Source organism: Paenibacillus sp. LBL (assembly GCF_029893715.1).
GTDB classification, from domain to species: Bacteria; Bacillota; Bacilli; order Paenibacillales; family Paenibacillaceae; genus Paenibacillus_AQ; species Paenibacillus_AQ glucanolyticus.
In genome coordinates this window covers 1-16611 of record NZ_JARXYU010000008.1, presented here as the reverse complement: position 1 = coordinate 16611, position 16611 = coordinate 1, and the positions used below count along the sequence as shown (strand labels likewise).

Sequence of the window (16611 nt, the reverse complement as noted above, 5' to 3'; positions counted from 1 at the left end):
GTTCACTCCCTCCATAACTTTCCGTCTTCCCGTACACAGATTAAGGCTGTTCCATCCGAGGAAGGCGCACTAATCTGGAACAGGCTGCGAGTCGTTTCAATGACAGGCTCGATGCTCCATGAATCCTCACCCATGAGCAGCTTCACATCCTGTGTAAATTCGCCATGGGCTTCATAGTAATTACGTTCGCGGTAGTAGAGCCTGCGAAGCTCCCACTTGATCCTTTCGTCATCCGGAAGCGTAAACGACCGGGGCCCCTCGCTGTCCGCGAATACGACATATCCCCACAGCTCCGGATAATGCATATTGATAATGCCCATAGGCGACCAGACCCAGTTGTCCTCCGGATAAGGCTTCCCCGTCTCCGGGTTTAGCACCTTGCGGTACTCACCGTCCTGCACCTCAGCCTGCCATTCCACCCGCGAGAAGTTGACGCGCCAGAACTCTCCCGGAGCAGGCGGGCGCCCGCCTTCGGCACACTCCTTAAGACTGGTCCAGGGAATCGCCACTTCCAGACTCCATTTCCGGTTATCGGCGTCAGGACGGTTCAGCTCCCCGTCGATAGACACCGCCGTCTTGAGACCGCTGATATCCCAGCCGTTGACCGGAGGCCCGCCGTCCCGATACGGCTTCACCAGCAGCAGGTCCCACACCGTGTTCAGCGCATTGATCTCGAATTCATAATATTGGTGGGTGTCCCCGTCCGGATCGATGAAAATCTCAAAGTCATTATCGTAGAAAATAACGGAATCGCGCTCCGTCAAGGTAGCCCATATCTGATCTTCGATCAGCTCGGCAGCAAAGTAGAAATAGTTGTCATCCCACAGCATTTTTACCCGTGTCTGCTTCCCAGGCAAAGGACGAAGATCCCCTTCGATATCAACGAAGTCCTCAGTCCAATCGGCCGCAGCCCAGAATGCCTTATCCACGCGGCCGTCCAGCACCAGCGGCTGCCCCGCACGCTGGCATATATAATGCTTGGGAGCATACTCAATCCTCGGCTCCGGCACTCCACTTTGGTTCATGTCGCCCTCTCCGCTTCGTAAGGGAGACCCTTGCACCCCTCGGCGCTTGGCCCTCCCCGTATGATTAGTTATGAGTCACAACGGCTCCTGAGCCGCCGTACATCTCCAGCTCCTCCTCCAATTCCAGCTTCAGCACCGTCACCTGCTCATGCGTGTCTTCCGGGGTCATCCTGATCCAGGTCGTTCCCGGAATGTTGAACCAGGGCACGCCCCCGTGAATCTCATGAGCAAGCTCTTTCCCTGAATGCAGCACGGTAATCTTCCTGATCTTGTTGCAGAGCCCCTTGATGCACACACTCTCTTTCGGATTGTCATACACAAACAGGTACAATGTCTTTCTGTCCTCGGATACGGTGCTGCCTCCCAGATAATAGCGGGACATGATGCCTTCTCCCGTTCCAAACACGGCCTCTTCATGGGTCCGAATCCATGCTCCCAGCCCAAGCAGAATATCCTCCTGCCTCTTATCGATGGTGCCGTCTTCGCGCGGACCGATATCCAGCAGCATATTGCCGCCCATTGAAATGCAGTCACAGAACATCCGAATGATCTGGTGTAACGATTTATATTTATGATCCGTTGGCACATAGCCCCAGGATGTGTTGATCGTGGTGCAGAATTCCCATGGCCCCTCCGGTCTCGTGATCGGTATGCCCTGCTCCGGCGTCTTATAATCGCCATAGCCTTGAAGACGGGAGTTGATGATAATGTCCGGGTTAAAGGATTGCAGGTAATGCTTGAACTCCGGCAGATTCCACTGCTCGGCACTCCGTTCCCAGTCGCCGTCGAACCACAGCAGATCCACCTTTCCGTAATTCGTCAGAATCTCCCGCAGCTGGTTGTTGTTGAACTCCAGAAATTTCTGCCACTTCTCCTGATCCTGAACGCCGTCCACGGGACTTGAATGCGGGTTGACGCCGCTGAGATCCTCCGGCACCCTGCCTCCTTCGAACACACTCGGATAATCCGGATGCGACCAATCGATCAGGGAGAAATACATACCCAGGTGAATCCCCTTCTCCCTGATCGCTTCCGCATACTCCCGCACGATGTCCCGATTGGCCGGAGTCCGCTTCACCACATTGAGGTCACTGTACTGCGTATCCCACAGTGCAACACCGTCATGGTGCTTGGTTGTCAGCACGGCATATCGGGCACCGGATTTCTCAATCAAGTCCGCCCACTTCTCCGCATTGAATCTCGATGCCGTAAAGCCGTTCAGCTGCTTCATGTACTCTTCGTACGAAATCCGTCCGTTATAGAAGGACCACGATTCCGAAACCCCGTCCACGGCATAGATGCCGTAGTGAATGAATATCCCCAGCTTGGCGTCCTGGAACCATTTCTGCATATCTGTTCACACCTCTCCGAAGTCCTTGTATGTGAAAAATCCGTAATGCTGTTGTTCCCGCTCCTTAACGAAACCGCAATACATGCGCGATCGGCGCCAGACCCTGTCGCTCCTGTTCCGGAAGACGGACGGCAATGCCATTCTCCGTGCGGCGGTAATCCAATGCCTCCTGACCCCCTACCAGATCAATGCGGCCAAACGGCGACTGCAACGGAATATGCAGTTCCTCGGGAACCGACTCCTGCTCGCTGCGATACAGGTAGATGGCATAGGTGGTATCGCCATTTTGGGTAAACTGAACGGCACCGGAGGAGTACGGCTCGCAAATACGCGTTCCGTAAATCGCCTCCCCACAGACCTTTAGCCAGGCTCCCATACCCTTCATGCGTGAAATCGCCGTTTCGGACAGTCTTCCATCCGGCTGCGGGCCCACATTGAGCGCCAGATTACCGCCCTTGGCCACAATCTCGACTAGCAGATGGATGAGCTGACGCACCGATTTATAACGATCCTCATAGCGGAAGGAGAAGGAGGTTCCCATCGTGATGCAGCTCTCCCATGGCACATGAAGAGCGCGTTCAGGCAGCGTCTGCTCCGGCGTAATCAGATTCTCGTAAGGTCCGCCAACCGTACGGTCTGCCGAGAGGAGCCAAGGCTGAATTTTGCGCGCCCTGTCCACTGCCTCGCCTAATCGGATATTTTGATCCCGGTAGTCGTTCACCCAGCCTGCATCCAGCCACAGCACATCAATGCGGCCGTAACGGGTCATCAGCTCCATAATCTGCTCGTGCGTAAACTGGACAAACTGCTCCCACAGCCACGGGTATTCCTGCGGGTTATAGCTGGGGCCCCTGGACGTGAAGCTGCCTGCCTCCATCCCCGGCGCCCAGTAGTATGGCGTATGCCAGTCGGCCTTGGAGAAATATGCAGAGATGCCGAGTCCCTTCGCACGGAAGGCGTCGAACAGCTCCTTGGTGATATCGGCGTGTTTATGCGTATGGAACGGACAATCCGGACCCGTGACACGATAGTCGGTCGTATGCGTATCCCACATGCAGAATCCATCATGGTGCTTGGTGGTAAAGTTCAAATATTTGAAGCCGTTATCCGCGGCAAGATCAGCCCACAGCTCAGGCTGAAAGCGAAGCGGATTGAAGGTCTTGTTCAGGTCAAAATACTGCCGCTTGAGCTCCTCCGCATCGATATCCCAGTCGATGCCGTCACGCGACCAATCCGCATCCTTGTCGCTCAGCGCCCAAGATTCAACGAGACCCAGCTGGGAATACGGTCCCCAGTGCATCATCAGCCCAAGCTTCTGGTCCTTGAACCACTCCAGGCGTTCCAGAAGCAGCGGATCCTCCGGCTTCACCCACTTATCCTCACTGCTGAAATTGTGTACGCCCTGCTCTACTACCGCTTGCTCTTCTTCCTCTACCAGCTTATTCTCCGACATGGTGTACCTCCGATATCTGATTTGTGATTATGGCCTTAACAAGATGATGAGGGCTTGCCCGTTAAAAACAACAGCCAACCCCCGGCCTGGAGGGACCGGGATGAGTTGGCTTTTATTTTGGATCTATTTTCTTATTTTCCGGTGTTCCAGCGGTCGTATGCCCCTTGATACAGCTCGACGATACGGTCACTGCCCATCTTCTTGATCTGCGTTATATATTTATCCCAGTTCTCCATCGGTTCCTGACCGGTCACGAATTTCGCTTCCATCTGCTTGACATACGTATCCAGGTCAGACAATAGAGCGGTTGCTTCGCTTTGCTCTTCATTTGTCAAATAAACGTTAGGGAATGGAGCCTTTCCGATTGGCACCAGCTTCTCTTGGTTCTGCTGGTCAATCCACTCATCAAATTCGGTGCGAAGACCCTTCGCGACATCCGGATCGTTAATGCCCGGAGTCAAAATGCCGTAGTTCGGTGTGATTTTGCCGCGGTATTCCTCACGGTCTCCACCACCAGGGACAGGAAGCCACTCTTTCACCCGGTTTTCCTTGTCTTTGAATTTCCACAGCACGCCTTCAGGACCTTGATTGAACAGGGTCGCACCTTCATAGCTGTACAGATAATCGATCCAGCGCATCGTCGCCTCCGGGGACGGGTTGCTGCTGGTAATCGCAAAGGTGCCGCGGGCCGACATACCCGGGTGCTTGCCGTATACAGGAGAGTCTGCGATCTCACTCTTCACAGGTGTCATCAGCGGGTGATCCGTGCTAGGCTCGCCGCCGAGCGTAAAGTACGGATGGTAGTCATTGAAGAGCGCAAGCTTGTTGCTTTCGCCTTTTGCTTTTTTCTGATCGCCGGTTTGCGAGAAGGTCTCATGATCCAGCAGGTCTTCCTTCCACAAGCGGTTCATGAACGTCAGATAGCCTTTGTAGCCTTCTTCCTGGTAAGGATAATGCACTTTTCCGTCTTTATCGGCATAGATTCCTTCGTTGTACATTCCCCAGAAGCCGAAGAAAAACATTCGAAGATCATCGAGTTTTACCGAAGTAAGCGGAATTTCATCTGGTTGACCGTTGCCGTTAGGATCCTCTTCCTTCACACGCTTCAGATACGTATACAATTCCTCCGTAGTCTTAGGCTCTTCCACATTAAGCGCCTTCAGGAACTCGCCGTTATACCACATCGGACCTCTGTACCACACGGCGGCCGTATCGATGAACGGCAGCGCATACATATGTCCGTCAGGCGTCGTAAAGGATTTGCGGACATCCGGATGCTCGTCGAGAATCTTTTTGATATTCGGGGCATATCCTTCGTCAATGTATTTCTCCAGCGGGATCAGAATGCCCTGGCTGCCGTAAGTCACCTGCTCAGCCGGCTTGAGATCCGCAGCGTAGAACATATCTGGCAAATCGCCGCTTGCGAACACCAGATTCTTCTTCGTTTCAAAACTGTCGATTGGCGATAACTGATATTCCAGCTTGATACCCGACAATTTCTCCATCTCTTGAAGGACCGGCATTGTGTTCCAGTCGGCTACGCCCGCATCCTGGGACATAACCTTTAACGTCAGCGGTTTGTCAACGATCGGGAACCCCTCTTTTTTGACCCCTTCGGTACTGGCCGTACCGGAAGTCGAGGAACCTCCCTCTTCTTTGGGTGAACCACAGGCTGCAAGCAATGCTGCTGATAAGGTGAGGCAGAGTACAATCGATGAAGCCTTGCGAAGCTTTTTCATGACAACAACTCCCCTTTTTAGTGTGGATTATGGTTTAAGATCAGCCCTTGACGGAACCAATCATAACACCCTGCACAAAGTAACGCTGAAGGAACGGATAAATCGCAATGACCGGAACGGTCGCAACAATAATGACGGCATATTTGACCAGCGCAGCGATTTCCGCTTTGGTATTCATCGCCGTCGCTGAAGAGGCATCAATGGCTCCGCCGCCCTGCGCTGCCATCTCCTGAAGCACCAGGATCTGGCGCAGGAAGAGCTGCAGCGGGTACTTCGCTGAATCATTCAGATAGATCATGGCGCTAAAGTAACTGTTCCAGTGTCCGACTCCGTAGAAGAGTGCCATGACAGCAATGATAGGCATGGAGAGCGGAAGCACAATTCGGATGAACAGCCGGAAGTTGGTACACCCGTCGATATGGGCCGCTTCCTGCAGCTCCTTCGGAATGGTGGACTGGAAGAACGTGCGGGATACGATAATATTCCAGATAGATGCGGCGCCTGGCAGAATGAGTGCCCACATGCTGTTCACCATGCCAAGATCCTTAACCAGCAGATAGCTCGGGACGAGCCCTCCGCCGAAGAACATCGTTACCAGGAACAACGCCATGAAGAAGCCCCGTCCTACGAAGTCCGAGCGGCTCAGCGCATACGCTGCCGGCAGGGTGACAATGAGGTTGACGATGGTGCCTACCACCGTATAAATAATCGTATTTTTATAACCGATCCAGATGTTGGCGTTCTCAAACACCCGGGCATAACCGTCAAACGTAATCCCTTTTGGAATAAGCCACATTTCGCCGGAGCTGACATACTTGGGATCACTGATTGAGGCGCTGACGATGTATAGCAGCGGGTACAGCACAATGACGAGCGCTATCGTCAGATAGATGTAGTTGCATACCAGGAACAATTTGTCGCTTCTGCTTTCCTTAACCGCGGATGACATGTGTTTTCCCCTCCTTCTACCACAGACTGTTTTCACTGGTGCGGCGTGCAATTTGATTCACCGCGATCAGCAGAATCGCATTCACTACCGAGTTGAACAATCCGACAGCTGTGGAGAAACTGTACTGCGCATCAACCAGACCGGAACGGTAGACGAATGTCGAGATGACATCGGACGAGCCCATGTTCAGCGGATTTTGCAGCAGCAGGATTTTCTCGAAGCCGACGCCGAGAATGCTGCCCATGTTCAGAATTAACAAAATGGTGATCGTAGGAATAATGGCCGGGATGTTAATATGAAGAATCCGTTTGAACCGGCTTGCACCGTCCACCACAGCGGCTTCATGCAGCTGCGGGTCCACCCCCGACAGGGCAGCAAGGTATATAATGGTGCCCCACCCTGTACTCTGCCAGACACCGGACAGCACATACACGGTCTTGAACCATGCAGGATCTGTTAGAAATTGAGGCGCTTGAAATCCAAGGCCCTCCACCAGATTGACAATCATCCCTGACGATGGAGACAAGAAGGTAATAATCATACCGGACATGACCACAACGGAAATAAAATGCGGCGCATACGTTACGGTCTGCACGGTGCGCTTGAAGAAGGAATCCCTTACCTCATTGAAGGCCAAGGCCAGAATAATGGGCAGCGGAAAGCCTATAGCCAGCTCGTACAAGCTGATGCTGAGGGTATTCCACAGCAGATCCCAGAAATAATATGAATTGAAGAAGCGTACGAAATGATCGAATCCAACCCACGGACTGCCCGTAACCCCTAATGTAGGGATAAAGTTCTTAAATGCGATTTGTATGCCGTACATCGGCCCGTAATGGAAAATCACAAAGTACAAAAATGCTGGCGCGATAAACAGATACAACTCCCAGTTTCGAATCATCCTCCTCCATAACGTATTTTTCTTGCGATTCGGAATCGTGTTCACCGATAGGTCTGGCGACAAGGCGGACTTCCCATCTGGCTGCATCGGTTGCTCCCTCCTTTTCTAATGAAAATCCGGCCGTCTTTGCAGGAAAAGCGAATAACACTCCTGTTTACATGTAAGGAATGAGGCCACTGACCACACCTCGATATCGTGCGGCTCTGCTTCGCTTTGGAAAATTGTTAACGCTTACATCCCAAGTGTATGAACCGCGGGCTCATCCGTAAATATGTCGTTTTCAATTGTCACCTTAAGACCCGGAAAGTGCTGTCATCACGGGGTTTTGGGCTTTTGACCCCAACTTGCCATTGTCATTTCGGAGAAGTAAAACATGTAGAATTTGACCCTTTTCCCACCTGAAGTTGTCATTACAGCATCGTGCATGAGCTTGACAGATGCCAGATCTGAACGTAAGTTGGAAAAATAAACCGTAAAGACAAAACCCACATATTCTTCACGAAACGAGGTATTCACGTATGCAGACATCATCCTGGATTCTGGCCGGTTATGCAGGGCGCAAGGTCTTATCCCAGATCACTGCCGAGGATGCCCAGCGGCTCACTCATCTAAACGTTGCTTTCGCTCATATCCAAGAAGACAAGATTACGTATGCTGACACGGATACCGTTCACGAAATCCAGCGCCTGAAATCCATCAATCCCAAGCTCACGATCCTGTTATCCGTTGGCGGCTGGGGCTCAGACGGATTCTCGGAAGCTGCATCCACGGCAGCGGGAAGACAAAGCGTGTGCGAATCAGCGATAGCTCTGCTGCAGGAGTTTCCTTTTGACGGCATCGACCTGGACTGGGAATATCCCTGCTACTCAATAGCCGGAACGACTGCATCGCCTAACGACAAGGGGAACTTTACCGTGCTGCTGAAGGAGCTGCGGGAAGCGCTCGATCACTACGGACAGGGGAGGAATCATCGCTATCTGCTCACCATCGCTGCCGGAGCCGATCAGTATTATATTGAGGGTACCGAAATAAGCGACATCCACCCTTATCTTGACTTCATCCAGCTCATGACCTACGACATGCGCGGCGGGTTCCATACATTAACGGGCCATCATGCCAACCTCTATACCTCTACTGGCGATCTGTTTCGAATTAGTGCGGATGCTTCCGTACGCATGTTCACCCTAGCGGGCGTGCCGCGAGAGAAAATCGTGATCGGTGCCGCATTCTACTCCAGAAGATGGAAGGACGTGCCGGATGTAAACAACGGTTATCTCCAGATCGCTCCATCCTCGGGTGGCTATGGTCCGACTTACACCCAGCTCACGGCCGACTATTTCAATAACCCTCAGTTCAAGCGGTTCTGGGATGATGAAGCCAAAGCCCCTTATTTGTTCGATGGCAGCAGCTTCATTACATACGATGATCCGGAATCGTTAACCCATAAATGCAAATACATTCAGGATCAGGGGCTGGCGGGTATCATGTTCTGGGAATATAGCTGCGATACAACACACAGTCTGCTGGATGCCATGTACAGAGCATTTCATTCCTAAACGAAATCAAGGCTTGCCTGCTTTGCAGCTATCTCGCTCCCTTCCTCATGTATGGTTGGTGCCCATCGTTCTTCCGGTCTGCTTCGTTCATGTTTATATGTGCGAAGCAGACCTTTCTCTGTTTGCGCAAGAAGAAATCCCGATAGAATATGTGTTATATTATCTATCATTCAGCTATCATTCCTTCAAGCATCGTTATGACTTGGTTTTATTCTATGAGTTCCTTCCCTGCTCCGTAAATATGTCGTTTTTAACTTGGAGTATAGGCCATATAGACACTGATAAACACTGGGAAAAACCAGGAATATATGTTGATTTTGCACCTGACATGAGATTGTGCAGCCATGGACAATATCGGAATAAAGGCAGAAAAAAAAGCCGCCCCGTGAAACGGAGCAGCTTTTTTACCAGATGCGAATATCGAATTAAATCCCGACTTATGATATGTACATGTTATGAAACATGACTTATCTAGCTGGATCTCTATCATCATTCGTAACATCACCGAAAAAGCGGATCGAGTATAATGCACACAGACCCACAATCGTATAGATGATACGGGAGCCTGCAGAACTCTGCCCACCGAACAATGCAGCTACCAAATCGTATTGAAACAGGCCTACAAGCAGCCAGTTAATGCCCCCAACGATCAATAACAGCAAAGCAATGGTATTAAATGTTTTCATCGTTTAACCCTCCTTACGCCCGATTTTCATATCAATTCATCATGAATAGCTTATCTATGGATTTTAGTATTTATTTTTGACCATTTATCTCATTTGTAATCATGTCCTAACAAAAAAACATCCCTTGTCAGTGATGTCCATTCTCTTCGATCATTTCACGCATATTCACACTTCCTTCGGAAATCCGCGCCGCTGATGCAGCAGCTCCAGAAATACCTCAACCGCCTTTGTATGATAGGGTGTCTTCTGCGTAATCCACGAGAACTGCCGCGCTACCGGCTTACCGTTGGGTGCCAGCATATGCAGGGTTCCGAGCTGAACCTCTTTGCGCACTACCCATCGCGACAGCAGGGTAACGCCGAGACCTGCCTCTACGGATTCCTTGATCAACTGCGTACTTCCGAACTCCACGATATGTTCAGGGTGAACACCATACCGGGTAAACATCCGCTCCGTGGCCTCCCGCGTGCCTGATCCGGCCTCTCTTACAATCCAGGTCTCATTGGCAAGCTCGGAAAGCGCCAGCTCCTGCAGATGATCATACCGCCCGTCGCGGGGAACCATCACCACCATTTCATCCTCTGCAAAAGCCTCGATATGCAGCTTCTCATCATGATAATCCCCTTCAACGATACCGATATCCGCTTCATGGCGCAGAATCATCTCCGCCACCTCGGTCGTATTCCCGATCGTGATCGTAGGGCGAATTAGCGGATAATGCTCTCTCATATATGCGATCAAATGCGGCAGCATATACTCCCCGAAGGTGTAGCTGGAGCCAATGGAGAGGTTCCCGCCAGCACGGTGCATCAAATCATCCACAAGTGAATTCATGCGCGTGTACAGGCCCAGAATCTCCTTCGCGTGATGGTATACAATTTCTCCGGCTTTATTGAGGCGGACGTATTTATTGGTTCTGTCCAGCAGCTTGGTGCCAACAGACCGCTCCAATGCCTGGACATACTGGCTTACCGCAGGTTGTGTCATGAGCAGTTCTTCGGCTGCACGGGTGAAGTTCCCCTTCTCCACGACCGTTACAAATACCTCTAGTGCTTGATCCATCTTGGACCTCCTTCGCTTCTCCAGCGTCCCTCATCAATATGAGATGATATTACCATAACTGATTACTTATGATGACTATTATAATGATTTATTTTTCTTATCCATCCGAATGGGATACGATGGGTTCAGACCAACCGAACGAATCGGAGGTTAGACCTTATGACTGAACCAGCCTATTCCAAATCACAAGCAACCGTCCATCGCCTGGTTCGTTGGACACATGATACACTGCCTGCCGCCGCAGGCGGCATTGCCTTCACCTTTGTCATTGCCCTCATGGGCTACGCACTAGCAAGCATCCCGGGTCTTGGCTACCTCGGCCAGCTTGCCTGGGCGATTCTGATCGCCGCCTTATACCGGCAACTGCGCGGCTACCCGGAGCGGCTGCGCATCGGCATTCAATTCACAGCCAAGCGGCTGCTGCGTCTGGCCATCATTCTGTATGGCCTGAAGCTGAATATCGGCATCGTGTTCCAGCAAGGCCTGGGCCTGATGCTGAAGGATGTGATCAGCGTTGTTGTAGCCATTGGGCTGACGCTGCTAATTGCCAAATGGCTTAAAGCCGACATGTCCCTGTCCCTTCTGCTCGGCATTGGAACCGGTGTCTGCGGCGCGGCTGCCATTGCCGCCGTGTCCCCCATTGTGAAGGCCAAGGAGAAGGACACGGCGCTTGGAGCGGGCCTTATCGCCTTTCTTGGAACCATTGTTGCCATTGGCTACACCCTCGTTCAGCCGCTGCTTCCTCTGACGGACACCCAGTATGGTGTGTGGTCGGGAGTAAGTCTGCATGAGATTGCCCATGTAGCCCTCGCAGCCGCTCCGGCGGGTGAGGACGCGCTGGCCATTAGCTTGCTTGCCAAGCTGGGACGGGTATTTCTGCTCGTACCGCTCAGTGTCGTGCTCATGCTCTGGATGAAACGTACCGGGCGCATCGAGAGCCACACGAAGATGGAGTTCCCCTGGTTCCTGCTCGGCTTCATTTCAGCGAGTATACTGGGAAGCTGGGAATGGACCGGACAACCGATCATTCCTCTGCCGATTCAGGATACGATTTCTCAGGCAGCTTCCTTCCTTCTTGCCATGGCGATGGTGGGACTTGGCCTGAATGTCCACTTGAAGGATCTGCGCAGCGCATGGCGGCCGCTGCTGGCCATGTCCATCACCACTGCGCTGCTGATCCTGCTTACCTATGCTATGGCTTGAATGAGCGGTATCGGCAGCCATTGTGTACGAACCAAAAACCATCCTCACGCATATTCATGCGCAGGGGATGGTTTTTTTTGCACAGATGAACCAAGCCGAAGAGGTGTGTGGATGCCGAATTGCGGGAACTATTGGAATAAGAGAGCTGCAACCTTATATTTGAAGAAAATGCCTCCGGTGTCATGTCCGTTTCTTGCTCTTCTGTCGATGAAGAACCCCCGTCTTTTTCCTTCCATTTTAGGGTAAAACTAAAGCAATTGGACCCACTCATCGGGCACAAAGGTTTAGCTCCCCTGCTTTCTTGGGTATTTGAGATTTAGCACGCAGTATTTATACAGAGCTATCATTGTAGAGGAGATGGAAGTATGCAACGAAATCATACGATTATGCAATTCTTCGAATGGCATGTTGCAGCCGATGGCTCGCACTGGAAACGACTCAAAAGCGCAGCACCGGAGCTGAGCAAGGCAGGAATCGATGCGGTTTGGATTCCCCCCGTGACCAAAGCATCCTCCGCCGAGGATAACGGGTATGGGGTGTATGACCTGTACGATCTGGGGGAGTTTGACCAGAAGGGAACGGTTCGCACCAAATACGGGACCAAGCAGGAACTAACCGATGCCATTGCAGCCTGCCACAAGCACGGGATTGCCGTCTATGTGGATCTGGTGATGAACCATAAGGCGGGTGCTGATGAAACCGAGCGGTTTCAGGTTATCCAGGTTGATGAGATGGATCGGACGAAGGATATATCCAAGCCGTTCGAGATCGAGGGCTGGACCAAATTCACCTTCCCTGGCCGCGGTGATCAGTATTCCTCGTTCCAATGGAATTTCAATCACTTTAATGGAACCGACTATGATGATAAGAGCAAGCGCTCCGGCATATTCCGAATTGTGGGCGAGAATAAATCCTGGAGCGACAAGGTGGACAATGAATTCGGGAATTACGACTACTTGATGTTTGCCAACATAGATTACGGTCATCCGGACGTACGCAAGGAAATGACCGCCTGGGGCCAGTGGCTCGTGGATACATTGCAATGCAGCGGGTTCCGGCTTGATGCCATCAAACACATCAACCATGATTTCATTAAAGAATTTGCCGCAGCCATGAAGAAAAAACGTGGAGAGGATTTTTACATCGTGGGCGAGTTCTGGAATCCCGAGCTTGAGGACTGCCGGCATTTCCTGGATACGGTGGATTACAAAATCGATCTGTTTGATGTTTCCCTCCACTACAAACTCCAAGCTGCTTCCAAAGCCGGCCGTTCCTTCGATCTGCGAAAGATCTTCGACGATACACTCGTCGCATCGCACCCCATGAATGCCGTTACGTTTGTGGACAACCATGATTCACAGCCGCAGGAATCATTGGAATCGTGGGTGGAGGACTGGTTTAAACAGAGCGCTTATGCGCTGATTCTGCTGCGCAAGGACGGTTATCCTTCCGTCTTCTACGGAGATTATTACGGGATCGGCGGCGAGAAGCCCATTCCCGGGAAGAGAGAGGCCATTGACCCGCTGCTGTATGCCAGGGTGAACCGGGCGTATGGCGAGCAGGATGATTATTTTGACCATCCGAACACGATTGGCTGGGTCCGCCGGGGGATCGAGGAAATCGAGCATTCCGGCTGTGCCGTGGTGATCGCCAACGGGGATGCCGGGGAGAAGAGAATGTTTGTTGGTGAGCATCGCGCCGGAGAGATATGGGTGGATCTGACTCGCACCCGGAAGGACCGGATCACGATCGGTGAGGACGGGTTCGCTCTGTTTCCGGTTAACGGCGGGAGTGTGTCCGTCTGGGCTCACCCGGAGCTTCCCGTAGAAGCTTAAACAGCGGACACATTATACAGAGACTATAAAAACCGGAAGAATGGCTCTCCGCCAGGTATGCCTCCACATGGGAAGCGCCTTGCGATAGCCTTCATTCTTCCGGTTTTTTTGACGTTAACGGCCGGGCTCTAATCAGCCCTTAACCTGAAAACGACGGCGCAAGCCTTCGCCTAACAGGTTGAACGTTATGATCAGCAGCATCATGGCAAATGCCGGATACACAACGAATTGGAACTTTCCTAACCAGATGTCCGCTCGATTCTTGGACAGAATCGTCGCCCAGTTGTACCCGGTCTCCACGAATTCCATGACATAATAGTTGACTTCCTTCCACTCGTGACCAAGGAAGATGTTCACAATCGCAAGCTGACCGAGGAGGAGCATCACCTTCCCCATATCCAAACAGAAGTTGACGATAACTTCGGGGAACATGACCGGGATATAGTAATTCTTCGTCAACGTCCTCGTGCGAAGACCTAACGCGGTTCCGGCTTCCATGTAAGGCTCGCTTGCCATCTTGTGGGCCTGCTGCTGAATCGTGATGGCCACCCGCCCGGCTTCAACGCTGGCCAGAATCAGTATGGCCCAGCCCATCCGCTGCTGGGAGAAGAGAAAGAACGGAAGCGCAAGCAGCAGCGCGGATGCGAAGACCGGCGGCAAATAGGAACACATCTGGTTCCAGAAGGTAATAAACTGGTGGGTGAAGCCCTTTTTCTTACGAGCGATCAGTCCCAGGGGCACCCCGATCGCATATCGGGCAGCCGTAATCGCGAGCACCAGCAGAATCGTATCCTTGGCGGTCACAACCAGTTTGCTCAAGTTATCGACCCCCCTCTTATCCGATCCAAGCCAGTTCTTCGAAGAAGGTTTATAAGGCGGAAGGGTCAGCTTCTGCTTGCCGTCCTTCATGACCCATCTGGAGGGTTCATTCTTCAAATCCTTATCAATGAAGGGCATGTACGGCCCCGCCAGCATAACAAAGACAAAGAAAGCAAGCAGAATGCCGCCAATCCATAAAGGGAAATTCTTCAAGATAACTCACCTCGTTTCTTATCGCGGATCAAAGTACTTGCGTGCCGAATGACTGATCCATTGAACGATCATGAACAGCACCATGAAGGAAAATGCGATATAAATAATGACACCCGGCTCATAGTTGCCGCCGGTGCCGCTGAACGTATTGAAATCCAGCGCCTGAAACAATCTCCAAGCCGCTCCCGGATAGTTGCGGTAATATTCCACCACGAGCAGGTTCGACAAGATGAAGACCAGCAGACCCGGAAGATGGGTCAGGATGGTTGCGATGCCGTTTCGCAGCATATGTTTGTAGACGACCTTCCGGTCACTCAGCCCTTTGGCTTTAGCCAGCAGTATGTATAGTTTGCCTTCCTGTGCGAGTAGCGAAGCCGACGTGATCCGGGCAATAAAAAATATCGGGTAAATTGAAACAAGCAGCGAAGGCAGCACGAAAGCCTCCCAGCCGTCAACCGCAAAATAACGGATAGCCGGAACATGCTTAATGAGCACCCATTGGGCGATCAGCATCAGGAAAAAATCCGGAATGGACTGGAACAACCATGTCGTCCAGTGCCCCAGCACGCTGAATTTGGTCTTGGACAATTTGTAGTCCAGAACTCCCTTCAGAATACCTAACACGAATCCTATCAGTAAAGCGGATACAATAACCAGCAGGCTTTTGCCAACAGCTTCAAAAGCAGCCGCTTCCGAGGACTGGCCGATATACCGCGTTCCCCCGAGCGTCCCGTTCTGAACAGCGCTTGCAAAATAGTCACGGATGTACGTAACATACTGGCCCAGATCAAAGGAATAATTGGTCACCACTAAATAGCCGTCCAGCGACAGATTCAAATCCCTTGGAACCAGCACAATCAGGACGATGAACATAAAAGCGAGCAGACTGGTCACCGTCGTTTTGAGCATTTGTGTTCTTAATCTCATATTGTCCTCCCAAACATAAGTCTCAGCAGTACCCCTCTTGTCTTGCTTCATCTGCTTAACTACTTATTCTACTACTATCACATATTTCCTAAATACGTCCAGATAAAAATACAAATTTTTACTTTATATTTTCCACATCATGTATTGCGCTCCTTGATCTGTCATATTTATAGCATGTATAACCTGATATCACGGTTCTATTAAATTGCAATCCATGGTAAAAGGATATACTCTGTTTCTATATACATCCTATCAGAGGAGGTTCTACGGCGATGTCCATTTATGAATATGAAGTAAAAACGATACGCGGCGAGTCCCAAACACTCGAGCCCTACAAGGGTGAGGTGATACTCATCGTAAACACGGCAACCAAATGCGGCTTTGCCCCTCAATTTGACGGTTTGGAGAAACTGCATCAGACATTCCGCGATCAGGGACTGGCCGTGCTTGGCTTCCCCAGCAGCCAATTCATGAATCAGGAGCTGGAGGAGGATTCCGCGATTGAGGAAGCCTGCAAGCTCAATCATGGCGTAACCTTCCCTTTATTCTCCAAGATTGATGTAAACGGCTCGCAAGCTCATCCCCTCTACAAACACCTGACCAGCGAAGCCCCCGGCGCGCTCGGCATTAAAGCAATCAAATGGAACTTCACCAAGTTTCTGGTGGACCGCAGCGGCAAGGTGGTTAAACGCTTTGCGCCAACGGATACCCCGGAGAAGATGGAAGAAGATATCAAGAAGCTGCTGAAATAAATCTGGAGCTGCATACATTCGAATAAAAAAAGGGCTTGCGCGAGGTCGGGACTGACCCCCGTTTGTGAGACAGGGATCAAAACACCTTGCAAGTTTAAGCAGCCAGTTGGCGGAAATGAACCGGCGACTGGTTGTTTAGT

Annotated in this window: 14 protein-coding genes; 4 read left to right on the top strand and 10 right to left on the bottom strand. The window is 51.4% G+C overall.

Going from position 1 to position 16611, the window contains the following annotated elements; translation table 11 throughout:
- Positions 1 to 2: 2 nt before the first annotated feature.
- From M2277_RS17895 to M2277_RS17870, 6 genes are all read right to left on the bottom strand, one after another.
- Entirely contained in the window at positions 3 to 1025 is a 1023-nt protein-coding gene (locus tag M2277_RS17895; RefSeq protein ID WP_280755277.1) for a sugar-binding protein, read from the bottom strand.
- 64 nt (positions 1026 to 1089) lie between these two features.
- The gene (locus tag M2277_RS17890; protein ID WP_280755276.1) at positions 1090 to 2376 is read right to left on the bottom strand and encodes an alpha-L-fucosidase; all 1287 of its coding nucleotides are present in this window, start codon (positions 2374 to 2376) and stop codon (positions 1090 to 1092) included.
- Positions 2377 to 2440: 64 nt separating this feature from the next.
- Positions 2441 to 3829 carry an alpha-L-fucosidase gene (locus M2277_RS17885; protein WP_280755275.1) on the bottom strand — a complete coding sequence of 463 codons (1389 nt, stop codon included), beginning with the start codon at positions 3827 to 3829 and terminating at the stop codon, positions 2441 to 2443.
- Positions 3830 to 3960: 131 nt separating this feature from the next.
- Positions 3961 to 5568 carry an extracellular solute-binding protein gene (locus M2277_RS17880; RefSeq protein WP_006207074.1) on the bottom strand — a complete coding sequence of 536 codons (1608 nt, stop codon included), beginning with the start codon at positions 5566 to 5568 and terminating at the stop codon, positions 3961 to 3963.
- A gap of 40 nt (positions 5569 to 5608) precedes the next feature.
- A complete protein-coding gene (locus tag M2277_RS17875; RefSeq protein WP_006207075.1) occupies positions 5609 to 6517 on the bottom strand; it encodes a carbohydrate ABC transporter permease in 909 nt (302 codons plus the stop codon).
- A 16-nt stretch (positions 6518 to 6533) separates the two neighbouring features.
- Positions 6534 to 7505, bottom strand: coding sequence for an ABC transporter permease (locus M2277_RS17870; protein WP_006207076.1), 972 nt, complete (start codon positions 7503 to 7505; stop codon positions 6534 to 6536).
- Between the two features lie 431 nt (positions 7506 to 7936).
- Here M2277_RS17870 and M2277_RS17865 point away from each other — a divergent pair, with 431 nt between their 5' ends.
- Entirely contained in the window at positions 7937 to 8974 is a 1038-nt protein-coding gene (locus M2277_RS17865; RefSeq protein ID WP_006207078.1) for a glycoside hydrolase family 18 protein, read from the top strand.
- Positions 8975 to 9441: 467 nt separating this feature from the next.
- Here M2277_RS17865 and M2277_RS17860 read toward each other — a convergent pair whose 3' ends face one another.
- The gene (locus M2277_RS17860; protein WP_036640179.1) at positions 9442 to 9660 is read right to left on the bottom strand and encodes a DUF378 domain-containing protein; all 219 of its coding nucleotides are present in this window, start codon (positions 9658 to 9660) and stop codon (positions 9442 to 9444) included.
- A gap of 165 nt (positions 9661 to 9825) precedes the next feature.
- A complete protein-coding gene (locus M2277_RS17855) occupies positions 9826 to 10722 on the bottom strand; it encodes a LysR family transcriptional regulator (RefSeq protein ID WP_063478082.1) in 897 nt (298 codons plus the stop codon).
- 159 nt (positions 10723 to 10881) lie between these two features.
- Between M2277_RS17855 and M2277_RS17850 the strand changes: the two genes are divergently transcribed.
- Positions 10882 to 11925: a YeiH family protein gene (locus M2277_RS17850; protein WP_152827061.1), complete on the top strand. Its 1044-nt coding sequence runs from the start codon at positions 10882 to 10884 to the stop codon at positions 11923 to 11925.
- A gap of 365 nt (positions 11926 to 12290) precedes the next feature.
- Positions 12291 to 13760, top strand: coding sequence for an alpha-amylase (locus M2277_RS17845; protein ID WP_152827063.1), 1470 nt, complete (start codon positions 12291 to 12293; stop codon positions 13758 to 13760).
- A gap of 132 nt (positions 13761 to 13892) precedes the next feature.
- Here the strand turns inward: M2277_RS17845 and M2277_RS17840 are convergent, their stop codons facing one another.
- Both M2277_RS17840 and M2277_RS17835 read right to left on the bottom strand, forming a co-directional pair.
- Entirely contained in the window at positions 13893 to 14792 is a 900-nt protein-coding gene (locus M2277_RS17840) for an ABC transporter permease subunit (RefSeq protein WP_006207081.1), read from the bottom strand.
- 18 nt (positions 14793 to 14810) lie between these two features.
- Positions 14811 to 15719, bottom strand: a complete 909-nt coding sequence (locus M2277_RS17835) for an ABC transporter permease subunit (protein ID WP_280755274.1) — start codon at positions 15717 to 15719, stop codon at positions 14811 to 14813.
- Between the two features lie 272 nt (positions 15720 to 15991).
- Here M2277_RS17835 and M2277_RS17830 point away from each other — a divergent pair, with 272 nt between their 5' ends.
- Positions 15992 to 16471, top strand: coding sequence for a glutathione peroxidase (locus M2277_RS17830; RefSeq protein WP_280755273.1), 480 nt, complete (start codon positions 15992 to 15994; stop codon positions 16469 to 16471).
- Positions 16472 to 16611 lie beyond the last annotated feature (140 nt).